The sequence below is a fragment of the Pseudomonas maumuensis genome, from assembly GCF_019139675.1.
In the GTDB taxonomy this organism is placed as follows: Bacteria; Pseudomonadota; Gammaproteobacteria; order Pseudomonadales; family Pseudomonadaceae; genus Aquipseudomonas; species Aquipseudomonas maumuensis.
In genome coordinates, this window is the sequence record NZ_CP077077.1 from 4375704 (window position 1) to 4393448 (window position 17745).

A 17745-nucleotide genomic window follows, 5' to 3' on the forward strand; every position below is an offset into this window, starting at 1 on the left:
TTGCTGTGGAAAAGAAAGGCGCTGTTCCATGACGCCTCCTCAACGTGGCATCGGCGCATGCAGCCGATACCCCAGGGTGGTGTCGTAGAGATCGGTACGCCGGTCACGCGGCAGGTCGTTGAGGCTGTTCCAGATCGGCGCCGAGCGGGCGGCGCTGAGGTCGACATCGGCATACAGGATGCACTCCTCCTCGGCACTAGCCACTTCGCCGATGGGCCAGCCGTTGGTGCCGGCAATCAGCGAACAACCCAGGAAGCGCCCGCCCCGTTCGCGACCAATGCGATTGGCGGCAGCGATGTAGAGATTGTTGACGTGGGCTGCGGTCATCGTCAGGTACGAAGCCATGCAGCGCCCGGTCTCGTCGAACAGCGGCGGTGGTGTCCAGACCCAGTTGTTCAGGCTGCAGATGATGTCGGCGCCCTGCGCTGCCATGAGTCGTGGCACCTCGGGAAACCAGATGTCCCAGCAGATGAGCAGGCCGATACGGCCAATGGGCGTTTCAAACACCGGGAAGCCCAGATCCCCGGGCGTAAACCAGAGCTTTTCCTGGTTCCACAGGTGCGCCTTGCGGTAATGCCCGAGCAGCCCCTGTGGGCCGAACAATACGGCGCTGTCGAAGAGTTTGAGGCCGTCACGCTCGGCGAAGCCCGCGGCCAGGTACACCTGCTGCTCACGGGCAAATGCCGCCCAGGCCTGCAGACAGCGGCCATCTTGCAGTGATTCGGCGTGGGCATAGGCCTCTGCGCGGGAGTTGAAGGTGTAGCCTGTATTGGCCAGCTCCGGCAGCACGATCAGGTTTGCCCCTTCGAGAGCGGCGCGGCGAGCCAGGGCCAGGCCACGGCTAAGGTTGCCATCGCAGTGGTCCAGGCCGACCTGCGGGTCGTACTGGATGACGGCAATGCGTACGGGGCTGACGGGAGGGGTGTGTTCCTGCATGACGGCTTCCTGTTGTGGTTGTAATGGAAGGCCGCCAGTAGAACGGGTTTGGCATGTGAGCCGACAGTCAGCAAAGTCCTCTGGAGCTGGGGGAGCTCGCGCAAATACGTGGAGGAGCACTCCTACAAAGTTGTTTCAAAGCGCCTGTCGAGGTACCTGATAATGCGGATAGTGCTCGAGGCCGAAGTCCCCCTTGAAACACGCACCCGTGTTGTTGCAGAGGTTGATCACGGTGTCGATGGCGGTACGCAGGCACGGTTCGGTCCAGCCGGCATCGACAGAGAAGGACTCTCCGGCGAGCAATTTCACACAGTCGAGCGCATTTTTGTCTGTCATCCATCGATGTATGCGAGTGTTTCCAACACCGATATACGGCGAGATGGGCTCACCGATGTTGGCGTATCGCAACAGAATCCGATCGAGTTCCGCTACGCATTTTTCCACCAGCTCGGTGTCTGAAAACGCCATTAACTGGGTGGCGTCGCGATAAGGTCGGCGGGATGGTGCGTTGAACCGATGGTCATGGTCTCGGGTTCTCAAGGTAGATGAGGAGCCTGAGCATGGCGAGTGCAGGGAGGGAGGTATCGGTAGATGTGTATTACGGTGCCGAGTGCGTTGTTGCCTGAATTGACGCAATCGCGGGGCCAGCCCGCTCCCACAAGGCCTTTATCAGGTCTGTGGGAGCGGGCTGGCCCCGCGATGAGGGTGCTACGGTTTAAACCGCCAGCGCGCGCTCACGCAGCTCGCTGTTGAGGATGCGGTCGTTCTCGCTGTAGTCGACCGGGCAGTCGATCACGTGCACGCCTGGGGTCTTGATGCAGTGTTCGAGCAGCGGCAGGAAGCCTTCGGCGCTCTCCACGCGGTGGCCATTGGCACCGTAGGCTTCGGCGTATTTGACGAAGTCCGGGTTGCCGTAGTCCAGGCCGAAATCGGTGAAGCCCATGTTGGCCTGCTTCCAGCGGATCATGCCGTAGCCGTCGTCACGCAGGATCACCACGGTGATGTGCATCCCTAAGCGAACTGCTGTTTCCAGCTCCTGGCTGTTCATCATGAAGCCGCCGTCGCCGCAGACTGAGATCACCGGGCGATCCGGGTAGACCAGGTGCGAGGCCATGGCTGATGGCAGGCCGGCGCCCATGGTCGCCAGGGCGTTGTCCAGCAGCACGGTGTTGGGCTTGTGCGCCTTGTAGTTGCGGGCGAACCAGATCTTGTAGATGCCGTTGTCCAGGGCGACGATGCCTTCGGACGGCAGGGCGCGACGGATGTCGGCAACCATGCGCTGCGGGTAGACCGGGAAGCGGTTGTCGTCGGCGCCTTCGGCGATCTGCGCTTCGTTGGCTTCGCGGATGGCCATCAGGCGGGTGAAGTCCCAGTGGCTGGTGTCGGTCAGCGCCTCGCTGATCTGCCACACGGCGTTGGCGATGTCGCCGATCACTTCCACCTGCGGGAAGTACACGGCATCCACCTCGGCCGAGCGGAAGCTCACGTGGATCACTTCGGTACCGCCACGAACCATGAAGAACGGTGGCTTCTCGATCACGTCGTGGCCGATGTTGACGATCAGGTCGGCGGCTTCAACCGCACGATGTACAAAATCGCCGGAGGACAGCGCGGCGTTACCCAGGAAGCGCGGGTGGCGCTCGTCGACCACGCCTTTACCCATCTGGGTGGTGATGAACGGGATGCCGGTCTTGTCGATCAGTTGCTTGAGGACCTTGGCGGTCATCTTGCGGTTGGCGCCGGCGCCGATCACCAGGATCGGGTTGCGGGCGTTCTGCAGCTTCTGCACAGCGGCTTCGATGGCCACGTGCTCGGCCAGCGGGCGACGGTGCAGGCTGCGCGGGATCGGCAGGGCATCGGTCTGCTCGGCGGCGATGTCTTCCGGCAGTTCCAGATGCACGGCGCCCGGTTTTTCTTCCTCGGCCAGACGGAAGGCTTCACGCATGCGCGCTGGGATGTTGTCGGCCGAAGCGAACTGGTGGGTGTACTTGGTGATGGGGTCCATCATGCCGCACACGTCGATGATCTGGAAGCGGCCTTGCTTGGACTTCTTGATCGGCTTCTGGCCGGTGATCATCATCATCGGCATGCCGCCCAGGTAGGCGTAGGCGCTGGCGGTCACCAGGTTGGTCGCGCCAGGGCCGAGGGTCGACAGGCTGACGCCGGTCTTGCCGGTCAGACGGCCATAGGTGGCGGCCATGAAGCCCGCAGACTGTTCATGGCGGGTCAGTACCAGCTTGATCTTCGATTTGCGCAGGGACTCGAGCAGGTCGAGGTTCTCCTCGCCAGGGATGCCGAATACATACTCGACACCTTCGTTTTCCAGGCATTGCACAACGACATCGGCGGCCTTGGCCATCTTGCTTCTTACCTCAATTAATAGGACGGTTGAAAGTCCAGAAATGCGCAGCACGGTACGCTGGCATCGCGCTATCCGGGTGCCAGGATTGCCCCGAACCTAAGCCTTGACGCAGGGTGGGTACGGGGAAGTCACTTAATGTGACGGCAATATTGTCGCACCTGTGACGAGGCGGTGTGAGGTAGCCGACGAGCAAAGGATATTTGCGGTGAACGCAGGGATGTCTGCGATGAAGCCAATTAGCCATAGAGAGCGCCGCTGACGCGGCGCATCGCCGGCAAGCCGGCTCCCACAGTGTTTTCCAGGCACAAAGACAAAACCCCTACCTGCTCGCGCAGATAGGGGTTTTGCGAAATGAATCTTGACGATGACCTACTCTCACATGGGGAAACCCCACACTACCATCGGCGATGCATCGTTTCACTGCTGAGTTCGGGATGGGATCAGGTGGTTCCAATGCTCTATGGTCGTCAAGAAATTCGGTTGCCAGTATGTCCTTGCAGACATGCCAGCCAATTCGGATATGCGATATTTGTGGTCTTACGAATCTTCGGTTGCTTCGTCTTCACCACCACAATTCGGCTTACGCGCAAATTGCTTGGGTGTTATATGGTCAAGCCTCACGGGCAATTAGTATTGGTTAGCTCAACGCCTCACAGCGCTTACACACCCAACCTATCAACGTCGTAGTCTTCGACGGCCCTTCAGGGAGCTCAAGGCTCCAGTGAGATCTCATCTTGAGGCAAGTTTCCCGCTTAGATGCTTTCAGCGGTTATCTCTTCCGAACATAGCTACCCGGCAATGCCACTGGCGTGACAACCGGAACACCAGAGGTTCGTCCACTCCGGTCCTCTCGTACTAGGAGCAGCCCCTCTCAAATCTCAAACGTCCACGGCAGATAGGGACCGAACTGTCTCACGACGTTCTAAACCCAGCTCGCGTACCACTTTAAATGGCGAACAGCCATACCCTTGGGACCGGCTTCAGCCCCAGGATGTGATGAGCCGACATCGAGGTGCCAAACACCGCCGTCGATATGAACTCTTGGGCGGTATCAGCCTGTTATCCCCGGAGTACCTTTTATCCGTTGAGCGATGGCCCTTCCATACAGAACCACCGGATCACTAAGACCTACTTTCGTACCTGCTCGACGTGTGTGTCTCGCAGTCAAGCGCGCTTTTGCCTTTATACTCTACGACCGATTTCCGACCGGTCTGAGCGCACCTTCGTACTCCTCCGTTACTCTTTGGGAGGAGACCGCCCCAGTCAAACTACCCACCATACACTGTCCTCGATCCGGATAACGGACCTGAGTTAGAACCTCAAGGTTGCCAGGGTGGTATTTCAAGGATGGCTCCATGAGAACTGGCGTCCCCACTTCAAAGCCTCCCACCTATCCTACACAAGCAAGCTCAAAGTCCAGTGCAAAGCTATAGTAAAGGTTCACGGGGTCTTTCCGTCTAGCCGCGGATACACTGCATCTTCACAGCGATTTCAATTTCACTGAGTCTCGGGTGGAGACAGCGCCGCCATCGTTACGCCATTCGTGCAGGTCGGAACTTACCCGACAAGGAATTTCGCTACCTTAGGACCGTTATAGTTACGGCCGCCGTTTACCGGGGCTTCGATCAAGAGCTTCGCTTGCGCTAACCCCATCAATTAACCTTCCGGCACCGGGCAGGCGTCACACCCTATACGTCCACTTTCGTGTTTGCAGAGTGCTGTGTTTTTAATAAACAGTCGCAGCGGCCTGGTATCTTCGACCGGCGTGGGCTTACGCAGCAAGTGCTTCACCCTCACCGGCGCACCTTCTCCCGAAGTTACGGTGCCATTTTGCCTAGTTCCTTCACCCGAGTTCTCTCAAGCGCCTTGGTATTCTCTACCTAACCACCTGTGTCGGTTTGGGGTACGGTTCCCAGTTATCTGAAGCTTAGGAGCTTTTCTTGGAAGCATGGCATCAACCACTTCGCGCTCTAAAGAGCACTCGTCATCAGCTCTCGGCCTTAAGATCCCGGATTTGCCTAAGATCTCAGCCTACCACCTTAAACTTGGACAACCAACGCCAAGCTGGCCTAGCCTTCTCCGTCCCTCCATCGCAATAACTGGAAGTACAGGAATATTAACCTGTTTTCCATCGACTACGCTTTTCAGCCTCGCCTTAGGGACCGACTAACCCTGCGTCGATTAACGTTGCGCAGGAAACCTTGGTCTTTCGGCGTGCGAGTTTTTCACTCGCATTGTCGTTACTCATGTCAGCATTCGCACTTCTGATACCTCCAGCAAGCTTCTCAACTCACCTTCACAGGCTTACAGAACGCTCCTCTACCGCATCACCAAAGGTGATACCCGTAGCTTCGGTGCATGGTTTGAGCCCCGTTACATCTTCCGCGCAGGCCGACTCGACTAGTGAGCTATTACGCTTTCTTTAAAGGGTGGCTGCTTCTAAGCCAACCTCCTAGCTGTCTAAGCCTTCCCACATCGTTTCCCACTTAACCATGACTTTGGGACCTTAGCTGACGGTCTGGGTTGTTTCCCTTTTCACGACGGACGTTAGCACCCGCCGTGTGTCTCCCATGCTCGGCACTTGTAGGTATTCGGAGTTTGCATCGGTTTGGTAAGTCGGGATGACCCCCTAGCCGAAACAGTGCTCTACCCCCTACAGTGATACATGAGGCGCTACCTAAATAGCTTTCGAGGAGAACCAGCTATCTCCGAGCTTGATTAGCCTTTCACTCCGATCCACAGGTCATCCGCTAACTTTTCAACGGTAGTCGGTTCGGTCCTCCAGTCAGTGTTACCTAACCTTCAACCTGCCCATGGATAGATCGCCCGGTTTCGGGTCTATACCCAGCGACTAAAGCGCCCTATTAAGACTCGCTTTCGCTACGCCTCCCCTATTCGGTTAAGCTCGCCACTGAATATAAGTCGCTGACCCATTATACAAAAGGTACGCAGTCACCTAACAAAGTAGGCTCCCACTGCTTGTACGCATACGGTTTCAGGTTCTATTTCACTCCCCTCTCCGGGGTTCTTTTCGCCTTTCCCTCACGGTACTGGTTCACTATCGGTCAGTCAGTAGTATTTAGCCTTGGAGGATGGTCCCCCCATGTTCAGACAAAGTTTCTCGTGCTCCGTCCTACTCGATTTCACTGGCAAGAGATTTTCGTGTACGGGGCTATCACCCACTATGGCCGCACTTTCCAGAGCGTTCCACTAATCTCAAACCAGCTTAAGGGCTGGTCCCCGTTCGCTCGCCACTACTAAGGGAATCTCGGTTGATTTCTTTTCCTCAGGGTACTTAGATGTTTCAGTTCCCCTGGTTCGCCTCTTGCACCTATGTATTCAGTACAAGATACTCAGCTTATGCTGAGTGGGTTCCCCCATTCAGAGATCTCTGGATCACAGTCTGTTTGCCGACTCCCCAAAGCTTATCGCAGGCTACCACGTCTTTCATCGCCTCTGACTGCCAAGGCATCCACCGTATGCGCTTCTTCACTTGACCATATAACCCCAAGCAATCTGGTTATACTGTGAAGACGACATTCGCCGAAAATTCGTACGTCGCGCTTTCGCGCAGAACTCACAAATTTTACCTTAGCCTGATCCACCAGCAGTGAAACTGGTGTTCAGTCTATTTCTATCACATATCCGAATTTTTAAAGAACGATCTGACAAAAGTCAGAAATCAACATTCATCACCGAATGTTCATTTCTAAGTTCTGAGCAGTGCTGCGAAACCTGAAAGAGTGGTGGAGCCAAGCGGGATCGAACCGCTGACCTCCTGCGTGCAAGGCAGGCGCTCTCCCAGCTGAGCTATGGCCCCATTGACCAGCCGCACCAAGTAATTGGTAGGTCTGGGCAGATTTGAACTGCCGACCTCACCCTTATCAGGGGTGCGCTCTAACCAACTGAGCTACAGACCTATAACAGGGTCGCGTTACAGCATCGTCTTTACACAATGAATCAAGCAATTCGTGTGGGAGCTCATCAGCAGGCTGATGTCTTCGATTAAGGAGGTGATCCAGCCGCAGGTTCCCCTACGGCTACCTTGTTACGACTTCACCCCAGTCATGAATCACACCGTGGTAACCGTCCTCCCGAAGGTTAGACTAGCTACTTCTGGTGCAACCCACTCCCATGGTGTGACGGGCGGTGTGTACAAGGCCCGGGAACGTATTCACCGCAACATTCTGATTTGCGATTACTAGCGATTCCGACTTCACGCAGTCGAGTTGCAGACTGCGATCCGGACTACGATCGGTTTTGTGAGATTAGCTCCACCTCGCGGCTTGGCAACCCTCTGTACCGACCATTGTAGCACGTGTGTAGCCCAGGCCGTAAGGGCCATGATGACTTGACGTCATCCCCACCTTCCTCCGGTTTGTCACCGGCAGTCTCCTTAGAGTGCCCACCATAACGTGCTGGTAACTAAGGACAAGGGTTGCGCTCGTTACGGGACTTAACCCAACATCTCACGACACGAGCTGACGACAGCCATGCAGCACCTGTGTCAGAGTTCCCGAAGGCACCAATCCATCTCTGGAAAGTTCTCTGCATGTCAAGGCCTGGTAAGGTTCTTCGCGTTGCTTCGAATTAAACCACATGCTCCACCGCTTGTGCGGGCCCCCGTCAATTCATTTGAGTTTTAACCTTGCGGCCGTACTCCCCAGGCGGTCAACTTAATGCGTTAGCTGCGCCACTAAAATCTCAAGGATTCCAACGGCTAGTTGACATCGTTTACGGCGTGGACTACCAGGGTATCTAATCCTGTTTGCTCCCCACGCTTTCGCACCTCAGTGTCAGTATCAGTCCAGGTGGTCGCCTTCGCCACTGGTGTTCCTTCCTATATCTACGCATTTCACCGCTACACAGGAAATTCCACCACCCTCTACCATACTCTAGCTCGCCAGTTTTGGATGCAGTTCCCAGGTTGAGCCCGGGGCTTTCACATCCAACTTAACGAACCACCTACGCGCGCTTTACGCCCAGTAATTCCGATTAACGCTTGCACCCTCTGTATTACCGCGGCTGCTGGCACAGAGTTAGCCGGTGCTTATTCTGTCGGTAACGTCAAAATTGCACGGTATTAACGTACAACCCTTCCTCCCAACTTAAAGTGCTTTACAATCCGAAGACCTTCTTCACACACGCGGCATGGCTGGATCAGGCTTTCGCCCATTGTCCAATATTCCCCACTGCTGCCTCCCGTAGGAGTCTGGACCGTGTCTCAGTTCCAGTGTGACTGATCATCCTCTCAGACCAGTTACGGATCGTCGCCTAGGTGAGCCATTACCTCACCTACTAGCTAATCCGACCTAGGCTCATCTGATAGCGCAAGGCCCGAAGGTCCCCTGCTTTCTCCCGTAGGACGTATGCGGTATTAGCGTTCCTTTCGAAACGTTGTCCCCCACTACCAGGCAGATTCCTAGGCATTACTCACCCGTCCGCCGCTGAATCAAGGAGCAAGCTCCCGTCATCCGCTCGACTTGCATGTGTTAGGCCTGCCGCCAGCGTTCAATCTGAGCCATGATCAAACTCTTCAGTTCAATACTGCTTGGGTTTTTAAGAAACCCTAAACTTGGCTCAGCAATCTCAAATGACTATGTGATTTCTCGCATGGCCACTTGTGATGCTGATAATCTTGGCGACTATCAGTCCGTACTCACAAGCACCCACACGAATTGCTTGATTCAATTTGTTAAAGAGCGTTTGGCTAAGAATCTTTCGTCTCAACCGAGGCGCGCATTCTACGCTTTCCTCATCTGCTGTCAAGCGTTTATTTTGAAGTTTTTCAGAAGTCGCTTTTTTCAAAACACCTTCCACCTCAACAACTTACCGCTTGCCTCGTGGCGTTCAACGCTGCGAGGAGGCGAATAATACGCGGTTTGATTTCAGAGTCAACACCTTGATCTAAAAAACTTTTGATCACCATCCGGCGGCACGTCGGCAACTATTCGCCACGGTTGCCGCTCTGTAGAGAAACACGCAAGCGGAGCGGCTTTGCCATGAGCGATGCACAGAATGAGAAGACCCCGGGGCTATCGGCGGACGAAGAGCAGGAAGTCAGCCACAACCAGCCACCGCGGGCGGCAGTGTTGCACGAGATCATCCGCTATCAGGGCGACCAGGAACTGGAACGCACCCTCGCTGCATTATGGTGGTCCGCGCTGGCGGCCGGTCTGACCATGGGCCTGTCGTTGATGGCCATGGGGCTGTTCTATGCCCGCCTGCCCGAAGGCGACAGCGCCCAGGTAGTCGCCAGCCTGGGCTACAGCGCAGGCTTCCTGGCGGTGATCCTCGCCCGCCAGCAACTGTTCACCGAGAACACCCTGACCGCCGTGCTCCCGGTGATGACCGCGCCCACCCTGAGCAACCTCGGCCGGCTGCTGCGCCTGTGGAGCGTCGTCCTGCTCGGCAACCTGGCCGGCACGTTGCTGGTGGCCTGGGTGATGCTCGAGCTGCCGATCTTCGACAGCAAGACCGACATCGCTTTCCTAGATGTAGGTCGCAAGGTGATGACCAACGACATCAGCCAGATGTTCGCCAAAGGCATCGTCTCCGGGTGGATGATCGCCACCATGGTCTGGATGATCCCGTCCATGGAGCACGCCAAGATCTGGATCATCCTGGTGATCACCTACCTGATGGCCCTGGGCGACTTCACCCACATTGTCGTGGGCTCGGTAGAAGTGTCGTACCTGGTCTGGGCCGGCGATGAAACCTGGCAAGCGTTCTGGCTCGACTTCGCACTACCCACCCTGGCGGGCAACATCATCGGCGGCAGTTTCATCTTTGCCCTGATCAGCCACGCCCAAGTACGCAGCGACAGCGGCAAGCCCCCCTCGCAATTGCTCAAGTATGAAAAGCCGAAAAAGGACTAGCGCGCCGCAACCGCCCGCTCGGCTCCCCTGCCCCGCTGCGGCAATGGCCTTGGCCGCCACCAGTTCTGCCCGGAGTGCGGCGAGTCGAGGCTGACCCGCTCGCCCATCTGCGGCGTGCTCAGTTGCACCTGCGCGGCGTTGGCCAGGGCCAGGATACGCTCGAAGGGCTCCTGCCAACCGTGGATGGACAGGTCGAAGGTGCCGTTATGAATCGGCAACAGCCAGCGGCCTCGCAAGTCCAGGTGCGCCTGCAGGGTCTGCTCCGGCTGCATATGCACATTGGGCCAGGCAACGTTATAGGCGCCGGTCTCCATCAAGGTCAGATCGAACGGTCCATACTGCTCGCCGATTTCACGGAAACCGCGGAAATAGCCGGTATCGCCACTGAAGAACAGCCGCAGCCCTTCGTCGATCATCACCCAGGACGCCCAGAGCCTGCGATTGCTGTCGAACAACCCGCGCCCGGAAAAGTGCTGGGCGGGCGTAGCGACGAAGCGCACGCCTTCGACTGCGGTTTCCTGCCACCAGTCCAGTTGCCGCACCTTGGCCGGCGGCACGCCCCACTCGACGAGCAAATCCCCCACGCCTAACGGAGCGAGGAAATACTCGGTGCGCGGCGCCAGCTGGCGGATGGCCTGCTCATCCAGATGGTCGAAATGGTCGTGGGAAAGAATCACCGCAGTCAGCGGCGGCAGGTCGCTAAGCGCCAGCGGTGGCGCATGGAAGCGCAACGGCCCGGCCCACTGCACCGGTGAGGCGCGCTCGGCGAACACCGGGTCGGTAATGAAGAAACGCCCACGCAGCTTGAGCAGTACGGTGGAGTGCCCGAGACGCCACAGGCTGTGATCCGGGGCGTCGGCCACCTGCTGACGGGTCATCGGCTGCAGGCTCAGCGCCGCATCTGGTCGGGTTTGCGGCGGCTTGCGCAGCAACAGGTACTTGATGCCGATGCGCAGCTTCTTGAGCACGCCATCCTTGGGCAGTTCAACCTGGTTGTGAAAGCGTCCGTCACGCTGCGGTGCCGGCTCGCCGGCGGGGGTAGCCATGGGGACCATGAGCAGCAGCACTCCGCAAAAGAGGAAAGCCTTCATATTACTCCACAGGGTCGGATCAACCGTGAAATGGCTTGTAAGGTCATTTTTCGCCGATGAACGATTGTTCAACAATATTCACACGACTTATGCGATAAACGGCGCCCCACAGAAGAACGACAACCATGATCGACAACCGCAGCGGCAAGGGGCTCTCTTTCGTCAGGCGCATCTACCTGCCGCGCATCATCGGCCTGGGGATTGGCCTATTCAGCGTGATGGCCGCCATCGCACCGCTGAACCCGCCGCAGTGGACCTGGGCCCTACTGCTGTTTAACGGCCTGCTTTGGCCGCACCTGGCCTACCAGTGGGCCCTGCGCTCGGCCACCCCCTACCAGGCCGAGCAACGCAACATTCTGCTGGATTCGCTGATGGGCGGGTTCTGGACCGCGGCGATGCATTTCAACCCGCTGCCCAGCGTCACCATCCTGTCGATGATGACCATGAACAACGTCGCCGCCGGTGGCAAACGGGTGCTGGTGCGCGGCATGCTGGCCCAACTGGCGGGCATGCTGCTGGCCAGCGCCCTGCTCGGCACCGGCGTACAGCCCCAGGCTACGCAGCTCCAGGTCCTCGCTTGCCTGCCGATGCTCACCCTATACCCCTTGGCACTGGGCTGGGTGTGCTATCAGCTGGCGATCAAGCTGGCCGAACACAAGCGCCGCCTCAGCGCCCTGAGCCGCACCGACAGCCTCACCGGCCTGCTCAATCATGGCTCATGGAAAGACCTGTTGCTGCTCAAGTTCCAGATCTGCCAGCAGCAACGGCTGCCGGCCGTCATCGCGCTGATCGACATCGACCACTTCAAGACTATCAATGACACCTACGGCCATGTGGTAGGCGACTGTGTGCTGCGCCAGCTCAGCCAGGAGCTCAAACGCAACCTGCGCGAGGACGACCTGGCCGGACGCTATGGCGGCGACGAGTTCTGCGTGATCCTCCCCGGCACCCACGAAGCCCAGGCCTGCCAGGCAATGGAGCGCCTGCGCGAACACGTGGGCGCCTACCGCAACCCGCAACTGCCGGACCTGCGCATCAGCCTGAGCATCGGCCTGGCAGACTTTCGTCCAGACCTCGCCTCGCCCGAGCATTGGCTGGAACAGGCCGACAAGGCCCTGTATGCCGCCAAGCACCAGGGTCGCGACCAGGTCAATTTCGCTCGCGGCGAGGCCGCCACGCTCAGGCTGGCCTATCCTGACTGAACCTTCGCCCAGGCCTCGGGCGCAAGACAGCAGTTGAAGGAGTCGCCCGTACATGGACAGGAACGTCGACCTTTCACCCTCCAGCCCCACCTCGCGCCTGCAGGTGCGTCGCCTGGTCGGCGGCTTCTGCGCGCTGTTCGGGCTCGCTTGCGTGTTCACCCTGGTGGCATTGTTCAACATCGCCGCCACGCTGGACCGCCAGGCGCTGGAGCAAAGCACCTTCCAGGCCTCCCAGGCGCTGGAACAACGGCTGGTTGCCTCGCGCCAGTTCCTCTCCAGCTACGCCGTCTGGGACGCCGCCTACGAACATCTGGTAGGCAAGGTCGACTGGCAGTGGGCCTATGCCGAGAAGAATGTCGGCGAGTCGCTGTACAGTGCCAGCGGCTACGAAGGCGTGTTCGTGGTCGAGGATGGCCGCACCACCTATGCCCTGTTCAAGGGCAAGCCCACCGACTCGCCGGCCAGCGCACATATCGACAGCCCTCTGGCGGCGATCATCGACGCGGCGCGCAAGGCGGCTCCGGCCCGCGAGCAGGTGACCCACTTCGTGCGTTTCAACGGCTGGCCGGCGGTGCTCAGCGCTGCGGCGGTGCGCCAGGACAAGGAAGTGACCGAGGCGGATGTGCGCCAGGCACCGGTAATGGTGTTCGTCGACCAGTTGACCGAGGCCAAGCTCTCCGTGCTGGGCAAGGGCGCAGGCCTGACCGGTATGCGCCTGGAAAAGAACGGTGCCGCCCAGGCCGGACAACCGCATATCGCCGTGGGCGAAACCGGCTACCACCTGGCCTGGAACACGCCGCTGCCGGGTCGCCAGCTGCTCCACGCCTTCCTGCCGCCGCTGCTGGCGGTGTTCCTGGTACTCGGCCTGGTGCTGCTCTACCTGTTCCGCCACGCCCTGCGCAGTTCCCGGGCAATAGATGAAAGCCTGCTGCGATTGCAGCAGAGCAACCGCGCCCTGGAAGCCAGCGAGCAGCGCTTTCGCGCAGTGGCCGAAGCCGCCTCCGACTGGATCTGGGAAACCGACCGCCATCACCGCCTGACCTACCTGTCGCAGCGCTTCGTCAGCGTTACCGGCTACCGCATCGAGGACTGGCTCGGCCAGCCGCTCAACCAGTTGCTGGCCTGCGACACCACGCCCCTGCTGCCCTGGCTCGACAACGAAGCCGACAGCGACACGCAGCAACTGGCAAACCTGCGTTGCAACTACGATGACGCCACCGGGCAGAACCGTTACTGCCGCGTGTCGGCGCGCTCGATCATCTACGAAGGCAAGCTCGCCGGATTTCGCGGCACCGCCAGCGACATCACCGACGAGGTCGCCGCCCATGCCCGCATCCAGCACCTGTCGATGCACGACGCCCTGACAGGCCTGGCCAACCGCAACAAGCTGTCGCGCCACCTCGAACAAGCCCTGCTGCGCGGCAGCGACTCGCCGCCCCTGACCCTGCTGCTGCTCGACCTGGACAGCTTCAAGCCGATCAACGATTCCCTCGGCCACCCCGCTGGCGATGCGGTGCTGCAGGAGGTAGCCAGCCGCCTGCGCGATACCACCCGTGACGATGACCTGGTCGCCCGTCTGGGCGGCGACGAGTTCGTTCTGGTCCTGCATGGCCTGGACAACCGCAGCGAAATCGATCGTTTCTGCGCTCGTCTGCTCGACCTGTTGCAACAACCCATCGGTTTCGAGGAGCACCAGTTGCACATCGGCGCCAGCATCGGCATCGCCCAGACCCGGGCCCAGGGCTACGATGCCGGCGAACTGATCCGTTGCGCCGACATCGCCCTGTACCAGGCCAAGGCCGACGGTAAGAACACCTGGCGCTACTTCTCGCCGGAGATGAACCAGCAGATCCAATACCGCCGTCAGTTGGAAAACGACCTGCGCCGGGCCATCAAGCAGCACGAGTTCGTGCTGCACTACCAGCCACGCTACCGCCTGAACGACCTGCGCATCGTTTCGGTGGAAGCCCTTTTGCGCTGGGAGCATCCCCAGGAAGGGCTGATCGGGCCAGACACCTTCATTCCGCTCGCAGAACAGAGCGACCTCATCGTCCCGCTGGGCCGCTGGGTGCTCGAAGAAGCCTGCCGCAATGCCCGTGACTGGCCCGAAGAGCTGCTGGTCTCGGTAAACCTGTCGCCCGCGCAGTTCTCCCGCAGCGATGTGGTCGCCGATGTGCGCCAGGTGTTGCTGGACACCGGATTCCCGGCCCAGCGCCTGGAGCTGGAAATCACCGAGAACGTGATGCTCAACGACATCGAAGGCGCCCTGGGCACCATGCTCGCGCTCAAAGAACTGGGCGTGCGCCTGAACATGGACGACTTCGGCACCGGCTACTCGTCACTGGGCTACCTGCGCACCTACCCCTTCGACAGCATCAAGATCGACAAGCGCTTCATCGCCGGGTTGAGCAGCCAGAGCGGCAACGACCGGGCCGTGGTCCAGGCGATCATCAACCTGGGCAAGGCCATGGGGCTGACGGTGACCGCCGAGGGCGTGGAGACCGAGCAGCAATTGAAGGCGCTGGACAAGGAGCAGTGCCACGAGGTGCAGGGCTACTACCTGAGCAAGCCCGTGGACCGGGCAGGGTTCGAGGCGCTGCTGGCGAACCGCGAAGTTCGCCAGGATGCGTCCTGAATGCGCTGCCACGGGACTCAGCGCAGGCTGCGCTCAGCCACGATCTCCGGCAGGTCGGTACGGTTGAGGTAGATGCGCAATGGCTCGCCGATGTTCAACCGATCGTCCACATGCTGTTCCAGCAGCAACGCCAGGCGCTCCCGGCACAGCGCCATGCATGCACCGGCCTCGGGCCGCCAGACGAACTCGCTGCAGGGGGTGATGCTATCGTCGGCCACGTCCATGCCGAACGCGTCCTCTGAAAACCGCACGATATGGGTGCCGCGTTTGCCGTGAAAGCCGACGAAGCCCTTGAGCTGGTCGGCGGCGATGCAGATGTCCTGGGATGTGATGGCCATGGCGTAACCTCGCAAAGAATTCGGAAGTGACGCACGCAGAGGGGGCGGTCGCCTCTGGCGGGCAACGCGCAGGTGCCAGCCTAACCCAAGTGCCAGACCGTTCGCCAAGGTTTTTCCTCCCCCAGGCCAAGGCCCGCTAGACTGGATTTTCGAGCCCCTTCGTCGTTATCGGATCCGCCCCCATGACCCAGGCCGTCACCGCCGACATCGCCATCATTGGTCGCATCAACGCCGTGCCGGCCATCCTCCAGGTCATCTGCGAGACCACCGGCCTGCGCTTTGCCGCCGTGGCCCGGGTGACCGAGAGCAGCTGGACCGCTTGCGCGGTGCTCGACACCCTGGGATTCGGCCTCGAGGTAGGCGGCGAACTCGAGGTGGCCACCACGCTGTGCCACGAAATCCGCAGCACACGCCAGACCATCGTGATCGACAAGGCCAGCGAGGACGAGCAGTACTGCCGTCACCACGCCCCACGCCAGTACCGCTTCGAAAGCTACATTTCGGTTCCGGTGCTACGTACCGACGGCAGCTTCTTCGGTACCATCTGTGCCCTGGACGCCCAGCCAACGCCACTCAAGGGCACGGCAATCCAGCCAATGATGGAATCGTTCGCCCGCCTGCTGGCCATCCAGATCGAAAGCGAGGAAAGCGCCCAACGTACCGAGCGCGCCCTGCACAAAGAGCGGGCCATGGCCGAGGTGCGCGAGCAATTCATCGCCGTGCTCGGCCACGACCTGCGCAACCCGCTGTTCGCCATCACCGCCGGTGCCGAACTGCTCAGCCAGCGCCTGACCGACGACAAGCAACGGGCCATTGCCCTGCATATCCTCACCTGCGGCCAGCGAGCCACCGAGCTGGTGCGCGACATGCTGGATTTCGCCCGTGGCCGTCTTGGTGCCGGGATCCCACTGAACCTGCAGCCCTGCCACGACCTACCGGACGCTCTCGGCCATGTGGCCTCCGAGCTGCAGCGTGTCCACCCGCAGCGGCGCATCATCCTCGACATCGGCCAGGTCGGCGGCCTGCTGTGTGACCGCGAGCGGATCACGCAACTGTTGTCCAACCTGATCGCCAATGCGCTCCTCCATGGCGACCCACAAGGCCCGGTGACCGTGCGTGCCAGCCTCAACGACAGTACCTTCGACCTGAGCGTGCATAACCAGGGTACGCCGATCGCCCCGCAAACCCTGCCCCTGCTGTTCGAGCCTTTCAGCCGGCCGATCTCCGGCGCGCCCCAGCCCGGCCTGGGCCTGGGGCTGTACATTGCCAAGCAGATCGCCCTGGCCCATGGCGGCCGCATGGAGGTGACCTCCAGCGCCGAGGCCGGCACACTGTTCAGTTTTCGCCTGCCGAAGGGTCGACCTGAGACTCCAGCAGCACCGCCAGCCAGTTCATGAACGCCTGTACCCGGCGCGGCACATGACGCTGCCGCGCATACAACAGCGACACCGGCATGGCCCGCGCCTGCCAGGGCTCGAGCAGTGACACCAGTTCACCTTGGCGAAGGTGTTCATCGACACCTACCGCCGGCACCTGGATCAGGCCGAGCCCAGCCAGGCAGGCGGCGGAATAGGCTTCGGCGTTGTTTACCGTGACCACGCCAGCCATGGCCTGGAAGCGTAGCTCGCCGCCCTGTTCGTATTCGAACCCGGCACTGCGAGCGCCGAGGTTGCGCACGTAGTGGATCAGTTGATGGCCGGCCAGGTCCTCGAGGCTGCGGGGTATCCCATGGCGTTCGAGATATACGGGGCTGGCGCAGTTGCGCATGCTCAGGCGCCCGACCGGGCGCGCCACCACGTCCAGGTCGCTGAGCGCACCGATACGCATCACGCAGTCGAAGCCTTCGCGCAGCAGGTCGACCTGGCGATCAGTGCAACTGATCTCCACGTCCAGGCGCGGGAAGCGTTCAAGAAACTGCGGCAACGCCGGCACGATGACCCGCCGCGCCATCATGGTCGGCAGGTCGATGCGCAGGCGCCCGGCCAGTTCGGCATCGTCGGCGCTGAACAGGCTTTCGATTTCGTCCATGCCCGACAGCAGGTCCTTGCTGCGCTCGTACAACAGGGCGCCGTCCTGGGTCGTGCGCACCCGGCGCGTGGTGCGGTTGAACAGGCGCGTACCGAGCAGGTTCTCCAGCGCCCGCACCTGTTCGGAGACGGTCGAGCGCGGCAGCCCCAGGCTTTCGCCGGCCAGGGTGAAACTGCTCAGTTCGCTGACCCTGACAAAGGTACGCAGCAGATCCAGCTTGTTCATACCCATCCTCATTGTCCGATTGATGCGAACAGTATTTCCGGAATCCGTGG

General features: G+C 60.0%; 9 protein-coding genes, 2 tRNA genes, 3 rRNA genes and 1 pseudogene. 4 read left to right on the forward strand and 11 right to left on the reverse strand.

Annotation, left to right across the window (positions count from 1 at the left end; all coding sequences use genetic code 11):
• Nucleotides 1-39 precede the first annotated feature (39 nt).
• The 8 genes and pseudogenes from KSS90_RS19525 to KSS90_RS19560 form a co-directional block, all read right to left on the reverse strand.
• Nucleotides 40-936 carry a nitrilase family protein gene (locus KSS90_RS19525; protein ID WP_217866887.1) on the reverse strand — a complete coding sequence of 299 codons (897 nt, stop codon included), beginning with the start codon at nt 934-936 and terminating at the stop codon, nt 40-42.
• Between the two features lie 135 nt (nt 937-1071).
• Nucleotides 1072-1419, reverse strand: a pseudogene (locus KSS90_RS25610) (hypothetical protein); the annotation flags it as partial.
• 232 nt (nt 1420-1651) lie between these two features.
• On the reverse strand, nt 1652-3295 hold the full coding sequence (locus KSS90_RS19535) for an acetolactate synthase large subunit (RefSeq protein ID WP_023629316.1): 1644 nt from the start codon (nt 3293-3295) through the stop codon (nt 1652-1654).
• 359 nt (nt 3296-3654) lie between these two features.
• A 5S ribosomal RNA gene (gene rrf / locus KSS90_RS19540) occupies nt 3655-3770 on the reverse strand.
• 134 nt (nt 3771-3904) lie between these two features.
• A 23S ribosomal RNA gene (locus KSS90_RS19545) occupies nt 3905-6797 on the reverse strand.
• A gap of 245 nt (nt 6798-7042) precedes the next feature.
• Nucleotides 7043-7118, reverse strand: a tRNA-Ala gene (locus tag KSS90_RS19550).
• 23 nt (nt 7119-7141) lie between these two features.
• Nucleotides 7142-7218, reverse strand: a tRNA-Ile gene (locus KSS90_RS19555).
• An 86-nt stretch (nt 7219-7304) separates the two neighbouring features.
• Nucleotides 7305-8841: ribosomal RNA gene (locus tag KSS90_RS19560) — 16S ribosomal RNA — on the reverse strand.
• The 16S, 23S and 5S rRNA genes sit together here with 2 tRNA genes alongside, the layout of an rRNA operon.
• A 459-nt stretch (nt 8842-9300) precedes the next feature.
• Here KSS90_RS19560 and KSS90_RS19565 point away from each other — a divergent pair.
• Nucleotides 9301-10176, forward strand: a complete 876-nt coding sequence (locus tag KSS90_RS19565) for a formate/nitrite transporter family protein (protein WP_217866889.1) — start codon at nt 9301-9303, stop codon at nt 10174-10176.
• Here the strand turns inward: KSS90_RS19565 and KSS90_RS19570 are convergent.
• Entirely contained in the window at nt 10173-11267 is a 1095-nt protein-coding gene (locus tag KSS90_RS19570; RefSeq protein WP_217866890.1) for an MBL fold metallo-hydrolase, read from the reverse strand. The genes KSS90_RS19565 and KSS90_RS19570 overlap by 4 nt on opposite strands.
• Nucleotides 11268-11392: 125 nt before the next feature.
• Here KSS90_RS19570 and KSS90_RS19575 point away from each other — a divergent pair, with 125 nt between their 5' ends.
• Entirely contained in the window at nt 11393-12469 is a 1077-nt protein-coding gene (locus tag KSS90_RS19575; RefSeq protein WP_217866891.1) for a diguanylate cyclase, read from the forward strand.
• 52 nt (nt 12470-12521) lie between these two features.
• Nucleotides 12522-15104 carry a bifunctional diguanylate cyclase/phosphodiesterase gene (locus KSS90_RS19580; protein WP_217866892.1) on the forward strand — a complete coding sequence of 861 codons (2583 nt, stop codon included), beginning with the start codon at nt 12522-12524 and terminating at the stop codon, nt 15102-15104.
• Nucleotides 15105-15121: 17 nt separating this feature from the next.
• On the opposite strand, the gene KSS90_RS19585 is transcribed toward KSS90_RS19580, so the two are convergent.
• Nucleotides 15122-15442: a DUF2025 family protein gene (locus tag KSS90_RS19585; protein ID WP_217866893.1), complete on the reverse strand. Its 321-nt coding sequence runs from the start codon at nt 15440-15442 to the stop codon at nt 15122-15124.
• A gap of 182 nt (nt 15443-15624) precedes the next feature.
• Between KSS90_RS19585 and KSS90_RS19590 the strand changes: the two genes are divergently transcribed.
• On the forward strand, nt 15625-16839 hold the full coding sequence (locus KSS90_RS19590) for a GAF domain-containing sensor histidine kinase (RefSeq protein WP_217866894.1): 1215 nt from the start codon (nt 15625-15627) through the stop codon (nt 16837-16839).
• Here the strand turns inward: KSS90_RS19590 and KSS90_RS19595 are convergent.
• Complete coding sequence (locus tag KSS90_RS19595; protein ID WP_217866895.1) at nt 16778-17695, reverse strand: LysR family transcriptional regulator; 918 nt, start codon at nt 17693-17695, stop codon at nt 16778-16780. The genes KSS90_RS19590 and KSS90_RS19595 overlap by 62 nt on opposite strands.
• Nucleotides 17696-17745: the final 50 nt, after the last annotated feature.